General features: G+C 67.7%; 20 protein-coding genes and 1 riboswitch. Of the genes, 9 read left to right on the forward strand and 11 right to left on the reverse strand.

The features are described 5' to 3' along the window. Positions 1-43: 43 nt before the first annotated feature. From ruvC to AC6LKG_RS01875, 5 genes are all read right to left on the reverse strand, one after another. Complete coding sequence (ruvC, locus tag AC6LKG_RS01855) at positions 44-592, reverse strand: crossover junction endodeoxyribonuclease RuvC (protein ID WP_498162300.1); 549 nt, start codon at positions 590-592, stop codon at positions 44-46. Beyond that, entirely contained in the window at positions 592-2,181 is a 1,590-nt protein-coding gene (gene purH, locus AC6LKG_RS01860) for a bifunctional phosphoribosylaminoimidazolecarboxamide formyltransferase/IMP cyclohydrolase (protein ID WP_498162301.1), read from the reverse strand. Before purH ends, ruvC begins: the two co-directional genes overlap by 1 nt. A gap of 104 nt (positions 2,182-2,285) precedes the next feature. Next, entirely contained in the window at positions 2,286-2,525 is a 240-nt protein-coding gene (locus AC6LKG_RS01865) for a helix-turn-helix domain-containing protein (RefSeq protein WP_006217670.1), read from the reverse strand. Between the two features lie 36 nt (positions 2,526-2,561). Then, complete coding sequence (gene dusB / locus AC6LKG_RS01870) at positions 2,562-3,587, reverse strand: tRNA dihydrouridine synthase DusB (RefSeq protein ID WP_498162427.1); 1,026 nt, start codon at positions 3,585-3,587, stop codon at positions 2,562-2,564. An 82-nt stretch (positions 3,588-3,669) separates the two neighbouring features. Beyond that, positions 3,670-4,836, reverse strand: coding sequence for a UbiH/UbiF/VisC/COQ6 family ubiquinone biosynthesis hydroxylase (locus AC6LKG_RS01875; RefSeq protein ID WP_498162303.1), 1,167 nt, complete (start codon positions 4,834-4,836; stop codon positions 3,670-3,672). 80 nt (positions 4,837-4,916) lie between these two features. Between AC6LKG_RS01875 and AC6LKG_RS01880 the strand changes: the two genes are divergently transcribed. Continuing rightward, on the forward strand, positions 4,917-5,381 hold the full coding sequence (locus tag AC6LKG_RS01880; RefSeq protein ID WP_498162305.1) for a TM2 domain-containing protein: 465 nt from the start codon (positions 4,917-4,919) through the stop codon (positions 5,379-5,381). A gap of 49 nt (positions 5,382-5,430) precedes the next feature. Here AC6LKG_RS01880 and AC6LKG_RS01885 read toward each other — a convergent pair whose 3' ends face one another. After that, positions 5,431-6,774, reverse strand: a complete 1,344-nt coding sequence (locus AC6LKG_RS01885) for an aminopeptidase P N-terminal domain-containing protein (protein WP_498162306.1) — start codon at positions 6,772-6,774, stop codon at positions 5,431-5,433. Positions 6,775-6,917: 143 nt separating this feature from the next. Continuing rightward, a riboswitch (yybP-ykoY riboswitch) is annotated at positions 6,918-7,073 on the forward strand. 79 nt (positions 7,074-7,152) lie between these two features. Here AC6LKG_RS01885 and AC6LKG_RS01890 point away from each other — a divergent pair. From AC6LKG_RS01890 to AC6LKG_RS01910, 5 genes are all read left to right on the forward strand, one after another. Further along, positions 7,153-8,157 (forward strand): sodium:calcium antiporter, encoded by a 1,005-nt coding sequence (locus tag AC6LKG_RS01890; RefSeq protein WP_498162307.1) that lies wholly within the window; start codon positions 7,153-7,155, stop codon positions 8,155-8,157. 437 nt (positions 8,158-8,594) lie between these two features. Continuing rightward, positions 8,595-8,927, forward strand: a complete 333-nt coding sequence (locus AC6LKG_RS01895; protein ID WP_498162309.1) for a hypothetical protein — start codon at positions 8,595-8,597, stop codon at positions 8,925-8,927. A 420-nt stretch (positions 8,928-9,347) separates the two neighbouring features. Continuing rightward, positions 9,348-12,155: a magnesium-translocating P-type ATPase gene (mgtA, locus tag AC6LKG_RS01900; RefSeq protein ID WP_498162310.1), complete on the forward strand. Its 2,808-nt coding sequence runs from the start codon at positions 9,348-9,350 to the stop codon at positions 12,153-12,155. 57 nt (positions 12,156-12,212) lie between these two features. Beyond that, a complete protein-coding gene (locus AC6LKG_RS01905; RefSeq protein WP_498162312.1) occupies positions 12,213-13,319 on the forward strand; it encodes a porin in 1,107 nt (368 codons plus the stop codon). A gap of 104 nt (positions 13,320-13,423) precedes the next feature. After that, positions 13,424-14,290: a cytochrome c oxidase assembly protein gene (locus AC6LKG_RS01910; protein ID WP_498162314.1), complete on the forward strand. Its 867-nt coding sequence runs from the start codon at positions 13,424-13,426 to the stop codon at positions 14,288-14,290. A gap of 43 nt (positions 14,291-14,333) precedes the next feature. Here AC6LKG_RS01910 and galU read toward each other — a convergent pair whose 3' ends face one another. Beyond that, complete coding sequence (galU, locus tag AC6LKG_RS01915) at positions 14,334-15,179, reverse strand: UTP--glucose-1-phosphate uridylyltransferase GalU (protein WP_498162316.1); 846 nt, start codon at positions 15,177-15,179, stop codon at positions 14,334-14,336. A gap of 72 nt (positions 15,180-15,251) precedes the next feature. Here galU and AC6LKG_RS01920 point away from each other — a divergent pair, with 72 nt between their 5' ends. Then, on the forward strand, positions 15,252-16,760 hold the full coding sequence (locus tag AC6LKG_RS01920; RefSeq protein ID WP_498162428.1) for a M48 family metalloprotease: 1,509 nt from the start codon (positions 15,252-15,254) through the stop codon (positions 16,758-16,760). A gap of 111 nt (positions 16,761-16,871) precedes the next feature. Here the strand turns inward: AC6LKG_RS01920 and AC6LKG_RS01925 are convergent, their stop codons facing one another. The 4 genes from AC6LKG_RS01925 to AC6LKG_RS01940 form a co-directional block, all read right to left on the reverse strand. After that, positions 16,872-17,972 carry a YheT family hydrolase gene (locus AC6LKG_RS01925; protein WP_498162318.1) on the reverse strand — a complete coding sequence of 367 codons (1,101 nt, stop codon included), beginning with the start codon at positions 17,970-17,972 and terminating at the stop codon, positions 16,872-16,874. Positions 17,973-17,983: 11 nt separating this feature from the next. After that, on the reverse strand, positions 17,984-18,406 hold the full coding sequence (locus tag AC6LKG_RS01930) for a YybH family protein (protein WP_498162320.1): 423 nt from the start codon (positions 18,404-18,406) through the stop codon (positions 17,984-17,986). 37 nt (positions 18,407-18,443) lie between these two features. Then, a complete protein-coding gene (locus AC6LKG_RS01935; protein WP_175131249.1) occupies positions 18,444-18,659 on the reverse strand; it encodes a zinc-finger domain-containing protein in 216 nt (71 codons plus the stop codon). Between the two features lie 81 nt (positions 18,660-18,740). Continuing rightward, positions 18,741-19,661: a branched-chain amino acid transaminase gene (locus AC6LKG_RS01940; RefSeq protein ID WP_498162322.1), complete on the reverse strand. Its 921-nt coding sequence runs from the start codon at positions 19,659-19,661 to the stop codon at positions 18,741-18,743. Positions 19,662-19,847: 186 nt separating this feature from the next. Between AC6LKG_RS01940 and AC6LKG_RS01945 the strand changes: the two genes are divergently transcribed. Further along, positions 19,848-20,597, forward strand: a complete 750-nt coding sequence (locus AC6LKG_RS01945; RefSeq protein ID WP_498162324.1) for an AzlC family ABC transporter permease — start codon at positions 19,848-19,850, stop codon at positions 20,595-20,597. Then, entirely contained in the window at positions 20,594-20,929 is a 336-nt protein-coding gene (locus AC6LKG_RS01950; protein ID WP_175131252.1) for an AzlD domain-containing protein, read from the forward strand. The genes AC6LKG_RS01945 and AC6LKG_RS01950 overlap by 4 nt, the downstream gene beginning before the upstream one ends. The last annotated feature ends 3 nt before the right edge of the window (positions 20,930-20,932 follow it).

The raw sequence follows: 20,932 nt of genomic DNA on the forward strand, positions 1-20,932 counted from the left end.
GGGATTCTATACGGGTCGGCGCGCCGAGTGGCGTAGGCCGTTTTCAGCCAAGCAGGCGGCCGTTGCGGACGCGGGTCCTGCCGCTCAGGCTCAGGCGCGAGCCCAGTTGTTCCAGGCGGCCCTGCAGGGGGCCGACATGGGCGTGGCAGATGGCGCAGGCCAGGGCGTCGGCCGAGTCGGGGGCAGGGGTGCCGTCCAGCGCAAGCAGGTGCTGCACCATCATCTGCACCTGCTCCTTGGCCGCGCGGCCGGTGCCGACCACGGCCTTCTTGATCTGCAGCGCGGTGTATTCATGCACCGCCAGCGAACTGTCGGCCAGCGCGCACAGCGCCGCGCCGCGGGCCTGGCCCAGCAACAGGGTCGAGGCCGGATTCGTGTTCAGGAAGACGATTTCCAGCGCGGCCACATCGGGTTGCGTGTCGCGCGCAACCTGGCGCAGGTTGTCCAGGATGACCTTGAGGCGTTCGGACAGCGTCAGCGCCGGCGGCACCACGATGGTGCCGCTGGCGACATAACGCAGGCGCGGGCCGTCGGCATCGATCACACCGAAGCCGGTGCGGCGCAGGCCGGGATCGATGCCGAGGACGCGCATCAGTGGCGGAAGTGGCGGGTGCCGGTCAGCACCATGGCGATGCCATGCTCGTCGGCCGCGGCGATGACTTCATCGTCGCGCACGCTGCCGCCGGGCTGGATCACGCAGGTCGCGCCCGCTGCCACCACCACGTCCAGGCCGTCGCGGAACGGGAAGAAGGCATCCGACGCCACCGCCGAGCCCTTCAACGTCAGGCCGGCGTTCTCGGCCTTGATCGAGGCGATGCGGGCCGAATCGATGCGGCTCATCTGGCCGGCGCCGACGCCCAGCGTCATGCCGCCGCCGACGAACACGATGGCGTTGGACTTGACGTACTTGGCGACCTTCCAGGCGAACGCCAGGTCGTTCATTTCCTGCTCGGTGGGCTGGCGCTTGGTGACAACCTTCAAGGCGTCGCGCGGCACGTTGTAGGCATCCGGGGTCTGCACCAGCCAGCCGCCGCCGACGCGCTTGACGTCGAAGGCGTTCTGGCCCGTGCCCATCGGCACCTCCAGCACGCGCACGTTCTTCTTGGCGGCCAGGATGGCCAGCGCGGCGCCGTCATAGGCCGGCGCCAGCAGTACTTCCAGGAACTGGGCGCTGACGGCCTCGGCGGTGGCCGCGTCGACCGGACGGTTGAAGGCGATGATGCCGCCGAAGGCCGAGGTCGGGTCGGTCTTGAAGGCCTGCTGGTAGGCGCCCAGCGTGTCGGCCGCCACGGCCACGCCGCAGGGGTTGGCGTGCTTGACGATGACGCAGGCGGGCGCCTCGAAGCTGCGCGCGCATTCCCAGGCGGCATCGGCGTCGGCGATGTTGTTGTACGACAGTTCCTTGCCCTGCAATTGGCGGTAGTTGCCCAGCAGGCCGGCGGGACGCTGCGCGTCGACGTAGAACGCCGCCGTCTGGTGCGGGTTCTCGCCGTAGCGCAGGGCCTGTTCCTGCTTGACCTGCAGCGTCAGGGTGCCGGGCCATTCCTGGCGGGCCGGCACGGCATCCTGCGCCGGTTCGGCCTCGGTCAGGCTGGTCAGGTAGGCGGCGATGGCGCCATCGTAGGCCGCGGTGTGGGCGTAGACCTTGGCGGCCAGCGCCAGGCGCAGGCCGTAGGAGGTGGCGCCGCCCTGGTCCATTTCGGACAGCACGCGCGAGTAGTCGGCCGGGTCGATCACGACCGTCACGCCACCGGCCTCGGTGCCGTGGTTCTTGGCTGCGGCGCGCAGTATGGCCGGGCCACCGATGTCGATGTTCTCGACTGCGTCGGCGAAGGTGCAGTCGGGCTTGGCCACGGTTTCGCGGAACGGATACAGGTTGACCACCAGCATGTCGATGCGATCGATGCCGGCCGCCTTGATGGTCTCCATGTGTTCGGCGCTGTCGCGGCGGGCCAGCAGGCCGCCGTGGATCTTCGGATGCAGCGTCTTGACGCGGCCGTCCAGGATTTCGGGCGAACCAGTGTGGGCGGCCACTTCGGTGACGGTCAGGCCGGATTCGGCCAACAGCTTGGCGGTGCCGCCGGTCGACAGCAGGCGTACGCCGCGCGCGGCCAGGGCGCGGGCAAATTCAACGATGCCGGTCTTGTCGGACACCGAAAGCAGGGCGGTTTCGATTTTCATGGTGAGGGACGGGAGTGCGGCGCGTACGCCAGTCTCGCTTCAGGTCGGGATGGGAAATCGGTAAAGCGGGCGCGCCTGCCGGCCCGCCCGCGCGGGGCAACGCTCTATACCTGGATGTTGTGGGCCAGCAGCTTCTTGCGCAGGGTGTTGCGCGTGATGCCCAGCATTTCGGATGCCCGCGACTGGTTGCCGCCAGACCGTTCCAGCGCCACTTCGAGGACCGGGCGCTCCACGCAGCGCATCACCATGTCCCACATGTCGTGGGGCTCGGATTCGCCCAAGTCTTCGAAATAGCGCTCCAGGCTGGCGCGCACGCATTCTTCCAGGACATCTTTCTTGCTCATCGGAGTACAGATATTTTTATGTTGGTGTTGAGGCGGTTATGCCGCCAGCAGGGCTTTCGCGACCGGCGCCGGGTTGGGGTTGCCGTCACGGGAAAGATTGAGGAACCATTCCGACACCGCCCGCCACTGGTCGCGGGTGTTGTCGATGAGGTTCATGCGGTCACGGAACGAGTCCGCGTCCGGCAGGCCGTCCAGATACCACCCGATGTGCTTGCGCGCCGTGCGTACGCCGGTGTGTTCGCCATAGAAGCGGTAGTGGTCGTCGAGATGTTCTAGCAGCAGTTCGCGCATTTCCCCATAGCTGGGAGGGGCCAGTGTTTCGCCCGTGCGCAGGTAATGGTCGACTTCGCGGAAGATCCAGGGCCGCCCTTGGGCCGCCCGGCCGATCATGACCGCATCGGCGCCAGTGTAATCCAGGACGCGCCTGGCCTTTTCAGGGGAGTCGATGTCGCCATTGGCGATCAGCGGGATCTTCAGCTCGGCGCGGACGGCGCGGATAGTGTCATATTCCGCCTCGCCCGTATAGAGATCGGCGCGCGTGCGTCCATGCAGTGTGAGCGCGGCGATGCCAGCGTTTTCGGCCAGCCTGGCCACGCGCAGGGCGTTGCGGCTGTCGCGGTCCCAGCCGGTGCGGGTCTTGAGCGTGACCGGCACGCCCAGCGGCGCGCAGGCCTCGACCACGGCATCCAGGATGCGGGCGATCAGGTCTTCGTGGCGCAGCAGGGCCGACCCCGAGGCCACGTTGCAGACCTTCTTCACCGGGCAGCCCATGTTGATGTCGATGATACGCGCGCCCTTGTTGGCGTTGAAGACGGCGGCCTCGGCCATCATGGCCGGGTCGGCGCCGGCGATCTGCACCGAGATGGGAGCGATCTCGCCGTCATGATTGAGGCGGCGCGAAGTCTTGACACTGTCCCACAGCCGGGGGTTGCTGGCGGCCATTTCCGAGACGGCATAACCCGCCCCCAGTTTCTTGCAAAGCTGGCGGAAAGGGCGGTCCGTCACGCCCGCCATGGGCGCGACCAGAACGTTGTTGGGGAGAGTCCACGGGCCGATGCGCATGCTCACATTTTAACCGGCTCGATCGAACCCTCTTTTTTGTCCCGCCACCGCTTGGTAACAGCCGGACGAAAAAAGGGCAGGATCAGGCGCGGAAACCCTGTAGCAGGTGGCGCGCCAGCGGTGCCCGCAGCGGCGCGGCCAGGTCCAGGCCCAGCAGCGCCAGGCCGCAGGCATGCTCGACCGGCGCCAGGCCGGTGGCGAAGATGCGCGGCATCAGGTCGGTGACCCCGGCCGTGATGACGCGGTCGACCTGGCGTGCCCGTGCGAAATCGTGCAGCGCGGGGGCGGGGGTGGCGTTGGGCTGCGCCAGCCAGCCGCCCAGCGACTGGGCCAGCCGTGCAGCATCGCGCAACCCGAGGTTGAGCCCCTGGCCCGCCACGGGGTGCAAGGTCTGCGCCGCGTTGCCGATCACGGCCACGCGACCCTGCACCTGGGCGCGGCGCGCGCTCAGCGCCAACGGGAAGACATGGCGCGGCGCCTGGCAGGTCAGGCGGCCGAGGCGGTCGCCAAAGGCTTTGCCCAGTGCCTGCGAGAAGGCGGTGTTGTCCAGCGCCGCCAGCTCGGACGCGCGCTCGGGCGCGCTGCACCAGACCACCGAATAGGCATCTGGCGTCTGGGGGTGGGGCAGCAAGGCCAGCGGCCCTTCGGCCGTGAAGCGCTCCCAGGCCCAGCCGCGGCGCGGCAGGCTGGCGTGGGCGGTGGTCAGCAGGGCGTGCTGGCCGTAGTCGCGGCGCAGGTCGCTGCCGCCGGCGCCGTCCGACTGCACGGCGACCCGGCAACTGAGGGCGCGGTCGCCCTGGCTGATGCGCACGCCATCGGCATCCTGGCCGTCGACCACGGCAGGCGGACCGGACAGCAGCGTGACGCCGCTGGCGGCCACGCATTCCTCCAGCCTGGCGTGCAGCGCCGCGTAGGCGACCACGCAGCCCAACTGCGGCACGTCGAAATCGGTGTTGCGGATCACGCTGCGGCCAAGCCGGCCGCGCTGCGAGACGTGGATGTTGAGGATGTCCGCCGCCTTGGCCGGCCAGGCGTGCAGCGATTCGAGCAGCACGCGGCTGCCATGGTTCATGGCCAGCACGCGCGGGTCGGCCGCGGGCACGGCGGCGGCCGGGGTGGCAGGCGCCGCCGTGCCCTGCAGCAGGGCGATGCGGGACGGGTCCGGCGCCACGCGCGCCAGCATCAACGCCAGGACACGCCCCACGGGGCCGGCGCCAAGAATCGCAATGTCGAAGGCGGAGAGAGTCATGCCGGGATTTTACCTGTCCACTACAATCCGGGTCTGCCGGCGCGGCTTGGCGCCCGGGGACCCATTACCGGTTGATTGATATGACGCAGCTCGAGGCTTCTTCTTCGCTGTCCGCCGCAATCCCGCGCCGCCCTCGCGGCAAGGTCGCCGTCGGCCTGCTGGCCTGCCTGTTCGGCTGGCTCGGCGCGCATTGGTGGTACCTGGGCCGGCGTTACGCCTGGCTGGTGACGACGCTGTCCCTGCTCAGCCTGTTTTGCGCGCTGCGCTACTACCCGGTCTGGTACGACAACCCGGCTTTTTTCCTGGTGTTCATTCCCATGATCGACGGCTTCATCGAGAGCGCGGTGTTTTCGCTGATGCCCGACGAGAAGTTCGATCGCCTCTACAACCCCGGATTGCCGCCGTCCCCCAAGACCGGCTGGGGGCCGGTGCTGGTTGCCCTCCTGGCCTGCCTGGTCGGCGCCACCGTGTCCATGTTCGCCATTGCGATGGTGGTGGTCTATGTGTGGGTGGCAATGGGCTGGCTGGACGGCCTGACGCTGTAGGCCCGGCGTCCGGCGGCACGCAAGCGGCGCGGTCCCGCGCGCCGCTCGGCTATTCGCGCATCAGCGCCTCGATCTCGGCGGCCTGTACCGGCACCCCGCGGGTAATCAGCTCGCAACCCTCGTCCGTCACCAGCGCATCATCCTCGGTGCGGATGCCGATGTTCCAATAGGCCTCGGGTACGTCGTCGGCCGGGCGCACGTAGATGCCGGGTTCGATCGTCAGCATCATGCCGGTTTCCAGTGTGCGCCACGGGCGTTCGGCGCCGGGTCCCGCGCCCGGTTGGCGGTAGTCGCCGACGTCGTGTACGTCCAGCCCCAGCCAGTGGCCGGTGCGGTGCATGTAGAAGCGGCTGTAGTCGCCCGATTCGATCACGCCGTCCAGCGAACCCTTCAGCAGTTTCAGGTCCAGCATGCCCTGCGCCAGCACGCGCACCGCGGCCTCGTGGCCGTCATTCCAGCCGCGGCCCGGCGCGGTGGCCCGGGCCGCCGCCTCCTGGGCCGCCACGGTCAGGTCGTACAGCGCGCGTTGCGGGCCGCTGTAGCGGCCGTTCACCGGGAAGGTGCGGGTGATGTCGCTGGCGTAGCTGTCGACTTCGCAGCCGGCGTCAATCAGCACCAGGTCGCCGTCGCGCAGCACCGCCTCGCCGGCGGGGTAGTGCAGCACGCAGGCATTGGCGCCGGCCGCGACGATGCTGTTGTAGGCCACCGCCTGGGCGCCATGCCGGCGGAATTCGTACAGCAGTTCCGCTTCCAGCTCGTATTCACGCATCCCTGCGCGCGTGGCCCGCATGGCGCGGGCGTGGGCGCCGGCGGAGATCTTGGCCGCGCGCCGCATCGCGGCGATCTCGCTGGCGTCCTTGACCAGCCGCATCTCGGCCAGGATCGGCCGGATGTCCAGCTGCCGCGCGGGCGGCTGGTGGCCGCCGCGGCTGGCTTCGCGCGCCGCCGCCAGCCAGCGGTGCAGCCGGCCGTCGCTGCGCTTGTCGCCCGCCAAAGGCGCAAATAGCGTGGGCTGGTCCCGCAGCAGCTTGGGCACCAGCTCGTCCAGCGCATCCAGGGGGTGGGCGTCGTCGAAGCCGAAATGTTCGGCCGCGGCCTCCGGACCGAAGCGCCGGCCTTCCCAGATCTCGTGTTCGACATGGCGCGGGCGGCAGAACAGCAGGGCGCGGTCGGTGGCGCCGGCGATCAGCACCAGCCAGGCGCCGGGCTCGGTGAAGCCGGTGAGATAGAAGAAATCGCTGTCGTGCCGATAGGGATACTCGGCGTCGCGGTTGCGAATGGCTTCGGGCGCGGTGGCCAGGATGGCGATGCCGCCGCCTTCCGCGCGCATCCGCGCCATCAGGCGCTCGCGGCGGGCGGCGAAGGGGGCGACATCGGTGGGCGGCAGGCTCATGGGTGAAAAGGGGCGCAAGGCCCGGCGGGAAGCTGTGGTGCCAGTTACTTTACTCGCCGCGCTGCCGATGCGACAGCCCGGCCGCATGCCCGCGCGCGGTGTGTGGATTCACTCGACTGTCACGGGCAGGCTGCTACAATCGCGCCTCTGTCATTGGGGAGTAGCCATCCTTTGTCCCCAAAGGAGTTAGCGTCAACAGACTTGGTGGTCCGGTTCCGCGCAGCGGTTTCCAGGACTCCATGGCGCTAACGGTCTCCATGCCGCGGTCCGCCCGCGCATGGATCAGCCAGGCGAGACCTTTGGCCGCGTAGCGTTCACCCTTGGCCGGGCGAGCCGCTACGTCGCGCCAATTGGTTTCTGCTCGCCCGGCTCGCCTCTATGTTGCTCACCCTGTTCCTGTTTTTCCTGTCCGCGGCAGTGATCTATTTCGCCTGCGAATTCTTCGTCAACGGCGTCGAATGGGTCGGACACCGCTTCCAGCTTGGCGCCACCGCGACCGGCACCGTGCTGGCCGCCTTCGGCACGGCCCTGCCGGAAAGCGCCGTGACCTTCATGGCCGTGGTGTTCGGCGAAACTCCCGAGCAAAAGGACATCGGCGTCGGCGCCGCCATGGGCGGCCCACTGGTGCTGGCGACGCTGGCCTATGCCGTGGTCGGCCTGGCGCTGTGGCGCGCCCGCCGGGGCCAGCCGACACAGGCCAACTGTATCAACGCGGACCAGCGCCGACTGGCCCGCGACCAGGCCTGGTTCATGGGCATCTTCGTCTTCAAGGTCGGCCTGGGCCTGCTGGCCTTCGCCTGGAAACCCTGGCTCGGCATCCTGTTCCTGGCCACCTATGGCCTGTACGTCAAGCGCGAACTGAGCAACGACGAGGACTGTCTGGATTGCGAAGACCTGGAGCCGCTCAAGCTGCGCCCGCGCGACGAGAATCCGTCGATGTTCTGGGCGGCGACCCAGACGCTGCTGGCGCTGGTGGTGATCGCCGGCGCCTCGCACGTATTCGTCAACCAGATCGAACTGCTGGGCATCGCCATGGGCGCCTCGCCGCACGTGGCCGCGCTGCTGCTGGCGCCGGTCGCCACTGAGTTGCCGGAGATCATGAACGCGCTGATCTGGGTGCGCCAGGGCAAGGAACGCCTGGCGCTGGCCAACATCTCGGGCGCCATGATGATCCAGGCCACCATCCCCAGCGCCCTGGGCATCTTCATGACGCCCTGGTTGCTCGATGGTCCGCTGCTGGCCGCGGGCCTGTTCACCATGTTGTCCATCAGCCTGCTGTGGCTGCGCTTTCGCCGCGCTGGCATGAGCGTGCCGGCGCTGTCGGCGGTGGGGGGCTTTTATGCCCTGTTCGGGGCCTATCTGGGTTGGCATTTCTACGCCTGACGGGGCAAGGGCGCGAGGCTCCGGGCCTCGCGCCCTTTTGCACAAAAAGCAAAATTTGTGCCGGCAAGCCTTGTCCATCAGTGGAAACCCGCGTAAAATTTTGCCGTTATCCATCCCAGGAGCAGTCTTCGTGAATACCGATTCCGGCGAAAGTAGTCGATCTTGCATCGACGCCGCTGTTTGACAGGTCCACGCAGAACTCCGTCTGCCGCAACCTGTTGAGCAGGTTGCGGTGATATCCCAGGCCCGGCTTTCTTTCCGGGCAGCAAGCGCAAGCCCACGGCTTGCCGGGATTCTCCCCAACACAATCCGCCAGAACCGCCGCTCGTCGCAGCGCCAGCGTTCGCGCACGCGTTTTCGCGTCCGCCCGCCGGCACGGTGACCCTGCGTGCACGCGTATGCGCGAAAGCCGCTCCCCATTCGCAATGGAGGTCGCTATGCGTTTCTTCGACTTGTTCCTGCGCCGTGCTGGCGTCGACCGCGCCACCGCCCTGGGCCGCCGCCGCGGCACCTCGCGCCTGACGGTCATCTGCCCGCGCGATGAATTGGGCGCGCTGCGCAAGCAGATCTGCCTGGACTTCGGTGCCGCCGGGCTCGATGTCTCGCAAGTGCAGATCGACCAGGGGCGCGACCCCGGCATGGCCTCGGCCTGCATCACCGTTAATTGCCCGCCCGAGCTGCGTGGCGAACTGATGTCGCAAGCCCGCCGGTTGAGCGCCAATCCCGCCGTGCGCCACGTCCATTTTGGCGCGCAACCGCTGGCGGCCTGATTCCGCCTTTCATTTCCCAGGAGAGACCATGCCCAGTGCCTTAGACCCCGAGCCTCGATTGCGCCCCGCGCGCGGGGCCGGCCTGCCTGTCTGACCTGTCTTCTCCCTTGCGAGCCGACTGGCCGGATAGTCACCCGGTCTAGTACGGAATCCGCAGCCCCGAACCCCCGGCCCGGCCCGCTCGACGCGCGCCACTGCCGCCGGCCCCGGTTCTCCCGCTAGTTTCCCGTTCCGCTTCCCGCAACCGGCGCGCCTCGACGCGATCCGGACGCCGGCAACATCGCCCCGGTGCCTGCGCACGCCCGTACGCGGCGGCAACGGCCTGCTTCGCCCAGGCCGCGGCCCCGTGCTGCCCGCGCAAAGGCATGGCGGCGGCCTGCCCGTGTCTTCCAGAACAACATCAATAACGGGAACACTCCGATGTTCAAATTCCTGAAGACCTTCTTCTCCTCCGCGGTCGGCCTGCGGCGGTCGGGGCGCCACTTCCGGCGTTCGCCCATGCTGGAGCAGGGCGGCGGACCGGCCAGCGCCACGGCTGATTCCTCCGACGCCGCGCGCCGCGCCAACCGCCGCATGCTCGATGTGGCGCGCATGGATTTCGACGCGCTGTTCTCGATGTTCCGCAGCGGCCGCGGCGGCCTGTCCGCAGCCCAGGCCGATGAGGCCCGCGCCCGCTATGGCGCCAACGAAGTCGATCACGAAAGGCCGCTGACCTGGTACGTCCACCTGTGGCAGTCGTTCCGCAATCCCTTCAACCTGCTGTTGACCGGCCTGGCCTTGCTGTCGTGGGTGACGGACGTGTACATGGCCGAGCCCGACGACCAGTCCTGGAAGGGCGTCATCATCATCGGCTCGATGGTGGCGATCTCGACCTTGCTGCGCTTCATGCAGGAGCGCCGTTCCAATCGCGCCGCCGAGGCCCTGAAAGCGATGGTGCAGAACACCGCCACGGTCCTTCGCAGCGACGCCGCCGGCACGGCCGAGGGCGATTCGCGGCGCTTCTTCGGCGCTACGTTGCATGCCTCGGGGGCGCGCCAGATCGAAGTGCCCCTGGCCGAGCTGGTGCCTGGCGACGTGGTGCTGTTGTCCGCGGGCGACATGATTCCGGCCGACTGCCGCATCCTGGGCGCCAAGGATCTGTTCGTGGCCCAGGCGGCCCTGACCGGCGAATCGCTGCCGGTCGAAAAATACGCCATGCAGCGCGGCGAGACCGCCAATGCGCTGGAACTGGAGAACATGGCCTTCATGGGCACCAACGTGGTCAGCGGCTCCGGCACCGCCCTGGTGGTCGCCACGGGCGCCGGCACCTATTTCGGCCAGTTGGCCGGACGTGTGACCCAGACCGCGCGCGTGCCGACGCAGTTCCAGCAGGGCATCAACCGCGTCAGTTGGGTGCTGATCCGCTTCATGCTGGTGATGGCGCCCATCGTGCTGCTGATCAATGGCTTCACCAAGGGCGACTGGCTCGAAGCGCTGCTTTTCGCGCTGGCCATCGCCGTCGGCCTTACGCCGGAAATGCTGCCGATGATCGTCACCGCCACGCTGGCCAAGGGCGCGGTGCGGATGTCGCGGCGCAAGGTGGTGGTCAAGCGGCTCGACGCGATCCAGAACCTGGGCGCCATGAATGTGCTGTGCACCGACAAGACCGGCACGCTGACCCAGGACCGCATCGCGCTCGAGCGCCATACCGACGTGTACGGCGCCACCAGCGACGACGTGTTGGCCTACGCCTATCTCAACAGTTACTACCAGACCGGCCTGAAGAACCTGCTCGACGTGGCCGTGCTGCGCCATGCCGAAGTGGAGCGCAAGCTGGATCTGGCCGCCCGCTACCGCAAAATCGACGAGATCCCGTTCGACTTCTCGCGCCGCCGCATGTCGGTGGTGGTCAGCGAGACCGAGAACGGTCGTGAGCACCACGAGCTGATCTGCAAAGGCGCGCTGGAGGAAATGCTGGCGGTCTGCACCCGCCTGCGGGTCGGCCACGAGGTGCATCTGCTTACCGAGGCGCGTCGCGCCGACATCCGTCGCGTTACCGCCGACCTGAACCGCGACGGGCTGCGGGTGATCGCGGTGGGCGTGCGCGAGCTGCCGCCTACGCAGCCTGCCTACGGCGTGGCGGACGAGGTCGATCTGGTTCTGGTCGGCTATATCGCTTTCCTCGATCCCCCCAAGGAATCCACCGGCCCGGCCCTGGCCGCGCTGCGCGACTCCGGCATCGAGGTCAAGGTACTGACCGGCGACGTCGAGCTGGTGACGCAGAAAGTGTGCCGCGAAGTCGGTTTCCAGATCCGCAAGGTCTGCCTGGGCGCCGAGGTCGAGGCCATGGACGACGCTCAACTGGCCGTGGCGGTGCGCGAGGCCAATGTGTTTGCCCGCCTGACGCCCGCGCACAAGGAGCGCATCGTGCGTGCCCTGCGCGCCCAGGGCAACACCGTGGGCTTCATGGGCGACGGCATCAACGACGCCCCGGCGTTGCGCGCCGCGGACGTCGGTATCTCGGTGGATTCCGCGGTGGATATCTCGAAGGAGGCCGCCGACATCATCCTGCTGGAGAAAAGCCTGATGGTGCTGGAAGACGGCGTCATCGAAGGCCGCAAGACCTTCTGCAACATGCTCAAGTACCTGAAGATGACCGCCAGCTCCAACTTCGGCAACGTCTTCTCGGTCCTGGTGGCCAGCGCCTTCCTGCCGTTCCTGCCGATGTTGCCGATCCATCTGCTGCTGCAGAACCTGATGTACGACGTTTCGCAGACCGCCATCCCGTTCGACAATGTCGACGAGGAACTGCTGAAGAAGCCGCAGCAATGGGATCCCGCCGGGCTCGGCCGCTTCATGGTGTTCTTCGGGCCGATCAGCTCCATCTTCGACATCACCACGTACGCCCTCATGTGGTACGTGTTCCAGGCCAATGCGCCCGAGCACCAGACCCTGTTCCAGTCGGGTTGGTTCGTCGAGGGCCTGTTGTCGCAGACGCTCATCGTGCATATGATCCGCACACGCAAGGTGCCGTTCCTGCAGAGCCGCGCCGCCTGGCCATTGATGGCGATGACGGCGCTGGTCGTGGGGCTGGGGTTGTTCCTGCCGTTCTCGCCCCTGGCCGGATATTTCCAACTGCAGGCGCTACCGTGGAGCTATTTCCCCTGGCTGGCCGGCATCCTGCTGGGGTACTGCGTGCTGACCCAGGTGCTCAAGGGCGTCTGGGTGCGCCGCTATGGTTGGCAATAGGCATTCCTGATACATACCGCGGCGGACGGTGCTCGCCGCGGCCTCCTGGAGACCAGCATGAAAATCTCGACTGTTGCCGCCTCCCTGGTGGCGGGCGTGGCCTGTTGGCCGCCGGGCGCCTGTGCGGCTGGCGACGCCCCGGGCGTGCAGCTCTATGGTGTGGTCGACGCCGGCATCGCCACTACGCACATTTCGGGGCAGGGCAGCCACACCGGCCTGCTCAATGGCGGCTTGACCGACTCCCTGTGGGGGCTGCGGGGAAGCGAGGATCTGGGCGACGGCTGGCAGACCCGCTTCCAGCTCGAAAGCGGCTTCGACCCCGCCACCGGCAAGCGCGCCGACGATGCGCGCCTGTTCAACTATGGCGCCTGGGTCGGACTGGCCCACGACCACTATGGCGACCTGCGCCTGGGGCGCCAGTACACGGTCGGCAAGACCTACGGCAATGCGCTGGAACTGGCGTCCTGGAAGGAAATGGGTATGGGCGCCACCTTCAAGGCTTCGGACAACTACCAGTTCAGCAACCTGGTCAACTACTACACGCCTACCTGGGACGGCTGGCAGGCCGGCATCGGCTACGCCTTCGACGCCGACGACCGCGGCAATTTCCAGACCGCGGCCAACAACCGCGCGCTCAGCCTGGGCCTGAAGTACGAGCAAGGCCCCTTGCTGGCGGTCGCCACCTGGGACCAGATGCGCCTGGCCGAGCCGCCCGCCGGCAGCGACGGCCGGCCACAGGCGCTGCAATTGGGCGTGGCCTACGACTTCGAGGTGGTCAAGGTGTCGCTGGCCTGGTCGCGCCAGCGCAATGGCTACGTCGGCCTGGATGGGGGCGATCCGGACAGCCTGGGGCAAAACCTGGGGCCCGCGGCTTTCGCGCGCGGCGGCAGTGTCAATGCCTGGCTGCTGGGAGCCAGCGTGCCGGTGGGTCATGGGGCGGTGGTGGCCCAGTGGTCGCTGGCGCGGCCCGACTGGAAATGGGAGGACGGTTCGACGGCGCGCAATGCGCAAGTGTTGACATTGGGTTATACGTATGACCTGTCGCCGCGCACCACGTTCTACGCGTTCGCCGGTTACGCGTCCAATTACACGCTGGACAACCAGTTCGACCCGGGGCATTCCCACACCACGCGCTTCGGCACCGGTATTACGCACCGGTTCTGAGCCGCGCGCAGGGCGGGGGCGGGTCCACTACAATCGTTCCCGGCCGCGTGTTCTGGCCCGGCCTGCCCGGCATGGCCGGGGCGCCTCCCGATGGCATTTTCCGGATGACCCGCATGGACAGTCTCGAATGGCTCATACCCTGGGAGTTCTCTCCCACGCTGGTGGCCTCCTTCCTGGTGGCCATCGCGCTGTTCGTGCGCGGACAGCGGGTGCACCATGTCACGGTGGCGCGCCGCACGCTGTTCTGGGTGGGCATGGTGCTGCTGTACCTGTCGCTGCACACGCGCCTGGATTATTACGCCGAGCGCATGTTCTTCATCCACCGCATCCAGCATCTGGTGCTGCACCATCTGGGGCCGCTGCTGGTGATGGCGGCGTTTCCCGGGCAGGTCATGCGGGCCGGGCTGCCGCTGCGCTGGCGCGTGCGCCTGCGTGACTTCCTGCGCACCGGCGCCGGCCGCGCCACCGTGGCGGTGCTGACCCACAAGATCCTCGTGCCGACGCTGTTCGTCTTCCTGGTGCTGGTCTGGCTGATCCCGTCGGTGCAGTTCTATTCCATGCTCGATTGGCGCTTGTACCGGCTGATGAATTGGTCGGTGGTGATCAGCGGGTTCATGTACTGGAACCTGATCCTCGATCGCCGGCCGGCTCCGCCGGCCGCGATGACGCCGGGCGGCCGCGTGATTTCCCCGATCCTGACGATGCTGCCGCAGATGGTGGCGGGCGCCGTCATCGCCTTCACCGAAAGCGATATCTATCCCTTGTTCGAACTGTGCGGCCGCGCCATCGCCATGTCGGCGCAGACCGACCAGACCATCGGTGGCCTGACCATGTGGATTCCCGCCGCGTTGGTCGAAGTGATCGGCCTGATGGTGGCCCTGGGCACGTTGATGCGCCTGTCGGCCAAGGGCCGGCTGCGCAAGGCCGACCGCGACGCCCTGGCGCGGGCGCGCCGCGCCGCTTCGGCCTGACGCGCGCCGGCGATGAACCGCCGGGCGCATGCGCCCGGTCGGGTTATTCCGGCAGCAGGCCGTGGTACTTCTTGCCCAGCGCCACGGTGGCCTGGAACATGCCGGCCTTGTTGCCGCAGTCGTAGCGCGTGCCATCGTAGCGGTGCGCGTACACGGCGCGCTCGCGCATCATCGAGGCGATGCCGTCGGTCAGTTGGATCTCGTTGCCGGCGCCCATCTTGGTCGAGCGCAGGTGGTCGAAGATCGCGGCTTCCAGCACGTAGCGTCCCACCACCGCCAGGGTCGAGGGCGCGGCGTCGGGATCGGGTTTTTCAACGATGTGGGTGACGCGTTCGGTGCGGCCATCGCCTGCGCCGTCACGGGTGGCCACGATGCCGTACTTGCGCGTGTCTTCGCGCGGCACGTCCTGCACGCCCAGCACGCTGGCATTCTGCGCGATGGCGATGTCCACCAGTTGCTTCATGGCCGGCGTGTCGGCGTCGATCAGGTCGTCGGCCAGCAGCACGGCGAAAGGTTCATCGCCCACGGCCGGCGCGGCCGACAGCACCGCGTGGCCCAGGCCCAGCGGCGCCGATTGGCGGATATAGAGGCAATTGACATGGGCGGGTAGAATGCCCCGCACCATGGCGAGAAGCTCGTGCTTGCCCTTGCTTTCGAGGTCGGATTCCAGCTCTGGGGCGGAATCGAAATGGTCTTCGATCGCCCGCTTGTTGCGACCCGTAACGAAAATCAGGTCGGTGATGCCGGCGGCCACGGCTTCTTCGACGGCGTACTGGATCAGCGGCTTGTCGACGACGGGCAGCATTTCCTTGGGCATCGCCTTGGTGGCGGGCAGGAAGCGCGTGCCCATGCCGGCGACAGGGAAAACGGCTTTACGGACGGGACGCATTGAAACCTCGTTGGGGGTATCGATGAAACATTTTAAGCGCATCGCTATCATAGGCTCATGAACCGCAGGAAAATGCCATCCATTTGCTCGATTGCGCGGCGAGGCGCAATCTTCGGAATCTGTGCCGCGCTGGCTGTGCCGGTCTTGCCCGTGACGGCCTGGGCCCAGCCGGTGGGCCTGCCCTCGATGGGCGCCGCTTCCGCCGCGGACCTGTCGCCGGCGCTGGAGCGCAGCCTTGGCGAAGCCATCATGTCGCAGGGGCGGCGCGATCCCACCTATGTCGACGATCCGGAACTCAGCCAGTACCTCACCACCATGGGGCGCAAGCTGGCGGCGTTCTCGCCCGGGGCGGTGCCGGACGTGGAGATGTTCGGCGTGCGCGACCCCGAGATCAACGCCTTCGCCATGCCGGGCGGCTTCATCGGCGTCAATACCGGGCTGATCGTGTCTTCCGGCAGCGAATCCGAACTGGCGGCGGTGCTGGCGCACGAAATCGGCCACGTGGTGCAGCGCCATATCGCGCGCGGCATGACGCAGCAGAGCCAGAACAGCATGGTCATGCTGGCGAGTCTGGCGGGTGCGCTGCTGGCGGCGCTGGCCGGCGGAGGTGGCAATCTTGCGATGGGCGTGGCTGCATTCGGCCAGGCCGCCGCCATCAATCGCCAACTGGGTTTCTCGCGCGACGCCGAGCGCGAGGCCGACCGCGCCGGCTTCACCATGCTGACCAAGGCGGGCTATGACCCGCAAGGCATGGCGCAGATGTTCTCGCGCCTCATGAACGCCTCGCGCCTGAACGAAGGCGCCGGCGGCGGTTCGTGGGCCAGCACCCACCCGCTGTCCATCGAGCGCATGTCCGATGTGCAGAATCGGGTGCGTTCGCTGCCGGTATCGCGCCACGTCGACAGCGACGATTTCTGGTACATCCGCGCCAAGATGCGCGTGGTGCAGGGGCGGGACGCGGTCAGCCTGCGAACGGCCGGCCAGCAGTTGCAGGACGAGGCCCAGGCATTATCCGGCGTGCGCCGCTCGGCCGCCTATTACGGGCTGGCCCTGCAGGCCTTCCAGCGCAACAGCCTGGACGAGGCCGACCGCCAGCTCGCCCAGGCCCAGGCCGATGGCCGCGATTCGCCGCAGATGGCCAAGCTCGCCGTCGACATCGCGCTGGCGCGCAAGGACAACCGGCGGGCGCAGGAGCTGGCGCAAGCCGCCATCCGGCGCTGGCCTGAACAGCGCGCGCTGGGTATTGCCTATGCCACCGCCCTGCAGGCCAATGGCCGCCATGCCGAGGCTCAGGACTACTTGCGCGCCAGGATCAAGCAGTGGGGTTCGGACGAACCCAGCCTCTACCAGATGCTGGCGCAGAGCGAAGAGCGCACCGGCAAGCCGGTGCAGGCGCGCCGCGACCTGGCGCGCTACTACGTCATGACCGGCGCTTTCGCGGCGGCGGAATCGCAGTTGCAGCAGGCGCGCGGCATGTCCACCGATTTCTACGAGCAGTCGCAGATCGACGTGCAGATCAAGGAAGTCAAGGACAAGCTGGCCGAAGAACGCCAGTTGCTGGAGCGCTTCAAGTCTGGTTGACGGCATGCCGGCGCGCGCCGGGGCGCTGCCGGCCGCGGGCGTTCATGCGCCCGCTGGGGGCCGGGTCCGGGCCCATGGACGACCAGGGGCGCAGGCCGGGCAAGGCCGGGGTTACAGGCCGGTCTCGAAGAATCGCCCCAGCCGCTGAGGCAGCCAGCCCAGGTGGGCCGGAAACGCTCCCGTCGGGAAGCCGGCGTGGCCGCCGTCGGTCGGCTGGTGCAGGAGGATGCTGGATGAGCATTCGTCCGGCGTCGGCAGGGCGCTGGCGGGAATGAACGGATCGTTCAGCGCGTTCAGCACCAGCGTCGGCACCGAGATGCGCGGCAGCCAGGGTTTGCTGGACGCGCGCGTCCAGTAATCGAGCGCATTGCGAAACCCGTGCATGGGCGCGGTGTAGGCGTCGTCGAAGTCGCGCAGGTCGCGCGCATGGGCGATGCGCATCACGTCGATGGCGCCGGGATAGCGGTGGGCCTTCTCCAGCACCTTGTGCTTGAGCGTCTTGAGGAAATGGCCCGTGTACACCTTGCGGTTGAAGAACCCGGTGGACAGCGTCTTGCCGCAGGCCACCAGGTCCATCGGCACCGAGACGCCCGCGCAGGCCGTCAGCCAGCCGGTGTCTTCCTGGTGTTCGCCCAGGTACTTCAGCAGCGCATTGCCGCCCAGCGACACGCCCACGGCGTGCCAGCGCGCGTGCGGGATGCGGTTGCGCACCGTGTTCAGCAGGAAGCCGACCTCGGCCGAATCGCCGGAGTAGTAGGCCCGCGCCAGACGGTTGGGAACACCCGAGCAGCCGCGGAAGTGGGCGATGACGACGATCCAGCCACGCGCCCGGAAATGGTGCGCGATCGACTGCGCATAGCGGCTGTTGCTGCCGCCTTCGAGGCCGTGGAACAGCAGCAGCGCCGGCGTGTCGGCCGTTTGCGGCAATGATTTCCAGTCGGCCTCGGTCATCCAGCGCGCGGCCGCGGTCTTGCCATTGGCGACCGGCCGCTGGCCGCTCACGGGGGCGCCGTCGGCGGCTTTGTGCGGGAACAGCCCGGGCCCGGTCCAGTCGAAATCGACGAAATCGGTGTCGGGGGTTTCGACCCGGTCGCGCACGAAGGCGATGCGGTGGTACTGCGCGAACAGCGCGGCGTAGACCGTCTGGGCATCGCCTCCGGGCAGCCAGGAGGGAACGGGGCAGGGCGTTGTGTCGAAACGAGCAGCAGCCAAAGTCGACCCGATCAGTGCAGCATGTCGGGCACGTCGTGCAAATCGAGCACCCCGGCTTCGGTGGGCGCCGACGAGGCGTGGTGCATGACCATGCGCCAGCCGGTGGGGCCCTTGTGATAGATGTTGGTGGCGTAGCAGTTGGCGAACTGCGTGCCCTCCCGCGTGCGCACCGCCACCTGCTCGACCAGCACATGCACCGCGCACATCATGCTCAGCATGACCAGAGGGCGCAGCGGCCGGATGTGCAGCGGGCCATTCGCCAGCACGTGTTGCCAGGACTCCTGCACGGCCGAGTGGCCGACGATGCGCAGGCCTCCCGGGTGGATGCAGACGACTTCCTTGTCGTCCGCCCACACTTGCATCAGGCGGACGGTGTCCCCCTGTTCAAGGGCTTCATAGAACGCGTGTTCTGCTTCTTCTGGCGTGGCGAACATGATGGCGGAGCGGATGGCTGTTGGGCGGCAGGTCGTCTTAGTGGCCGTGGCCGTGCAGCACGGTGCCGGGCTTGAGCCGGTACTCGGCGCCGCAATAGGCGCAGCGCGCCGAGCCGTTGTGGGCGACGTCCAGGAAGACGCGCGGGTGCATGCTCCACAGCGGGGCCTTGGGACCCGGACAGAACACAGGCAGGTCTTCGGCGCCGACTTCGATGACTTCGTGGGGGGCGGCGGCCGGGGCAGCGGCGGTCATGGAAATTTCCTGAATAAAAAATACCGGTGATACGGTAGGTTGGGGCAGTAACGCTGTCCTGCCAGGGCAGGGCGGCGCGAATCAGACTTTGCTTAGCCAGTGATGGTACTTCGGGTTGCGGCCATTCACCACGTCAAAAAAGGCTTTTTGCAGCTTCTCGGTGATGGGGCCGCGCCGGCCCGAGCCGATCCGGCGGTTGTCGACCTCGCGGATCGGCGTGACTTCGGCCGCGGTGCCGGTGAAGAAGGCTTCGTCGGCGATGTAGACGTCGTCGCGTGTGAGGCGCCTGGTGACCACGCGCAGCCCGGCGTCGGCCGCCAGGGCGTGCAGGGTCGAACGGGTGATGCCGGTCAGGGCCGAGGCGATTTCGGGTTCGCACAGCACGCCGTCCTTGACCAGGAACAGGTTTTCGCCGGAGCCTTCGGCCACGAAACCCTCGGTGTCCAGCAGCAGGGCCTCGTCGTAGCCGTCCTGCAGGGCCTCGGTGTTGGCCAGGATCGAGTTGGCGTAGGTGGTGGCGACCTTGGCGCGCGGCATCGTCACGTTGACGTGCTGGCGCGCGAACGACGATACCTTGACGCGAATACCCTGTGACAGGGCCTCTTCGCCCAGATAGGCGCCCCAGGGCCAGGCGGCGATGGCCACGTGCACCTTGGCGCCCTTGGGCGAGACGCCCATTTTTTCGGCGCCGTAGAACACCAGCGGGCGCAGGTAGCAGGATTCGAGCTGGTTTTCGCGCACCACCGTGCGCTGGGCCTCGTTGATCGTGTCGCGATCGAACGGCATCGGGATCTGGTAGATGTGCGCCGAATTGAACAGTCGGTTGGTGTGGTCTTCGAGACGGAAGATGGCCGTGCCGATCTCGGAGCGGTAGGCGCGCACGCCCTCGAAGACGGACAGGCCGTAGTGCAGGGAGTGCGTCAGCACGTGCGTGGTCGCCTCGCGCCAGGGCACGAGCTTGCCGTCATACCAGATGAAGCCATCGCGGTCAGCCATCGACATGGTCTGCTCCCTGTCTAAACCCGAGGTCAGTATTGTATCAAGCGGCGAGGTTACAATAGCGCGCTATTCGCGCACCGGCGCGGTGCCCGCGGGCGCCAGCGGGCCCGGCGGGCGATCAGGTTGTCGTGCGTTTCCTTTCCCACAGAGTTTCCATGTCGTCCTGTCCGAATCCCCAGGGGCCCGCCGTTGTCCTCTGAGTCTGCGCTGTCCGAAACCGAAGATCCGCGGCTGGTCCGCCAGGAGCGCATCGCCGCTTTCCGGTTGGGGGTCCACGCCATCGTGCCCGCCCTGATCGCCACCGCCACGTGGGGACTGGTGACCGGCGTGGCCATGGTCAAGTCGGGCCTGACCGAATCCATGGCGCTGGCCATGACCCTGCTGCTGTATGCCGGTTCGGCCCAGCTCACGTCCCTGCCACTGATCGCCACCGGCGCGCCGCTCTGGCTGGTGTTCGCCGCTGGCTGCGTGGTGAACCTGCGCTTCCTGATCTTCGGCGCGGCGCTGCAACCCTATTTCCGGCACCTGTCCTGGCCCAAGCGCCTGGGCCTGGGCTACTTCACCACCGACATGGGCTTCGTGCTGTTCATGCCGCGCTTTGGTGACGCTGCGGAGCGCGGCACCCGCGAGCAGTTGTGGTATTTCATCGGCACCATCGCGCCGGGCTGGCTGGTCTGGCAGACCTCGTCGATCATCGGCATCTACCTCGGCACCATGGTGCCGTCGGCCTGGTCGCTGGATTTCGCGGCGGTGCTGGCGCTGCTGGCCATCACCGTGCCGCTGGCCAATTCCAAGCCCATGCTGGTGTCGATGCTGGCCGCAGGCGTGGTCGCCTGGACCGGCCAGGTGCTGCCGCTGCGCCTGGGGCTGGCGGCCGCGGTCATCGCCGGCGTGGTGGCCGGCATGTGGGCCGAACGCTTCTTCAAGGCGCGCGCATGACCTTCTGGCCGTCTGAAATCTATGTCTATTCGGCGATCCTGCTGCTGGCGCTGTGCAGCGTGCTGACGCGCGCCGGCTTCATGCTGTTCGGCGACTACATCCCGCTGCCAGATGGGGTGCGCCGCGCGCTGCGCTACGCGCCCGCCGCCGCGCTCACCGCCATCGTGGTGCCCGACCTGCTGCCCTGGAAGGCGGGGTTGGGACCGCTGTTCGACTACAAGCTGGTGGCCGGCATCGTCGCCATCCTGGTGTTCCTGCGCACCCGCAGCGCGGTGCTGGTCATCGTGGTCGGCATGCTGGTGCTGTGGGGGCTGCGCTGGCTGGCGGGCTGACAC

Source organism: Achromobacter sp. 46006 (genome assembly GCF_059761975.1).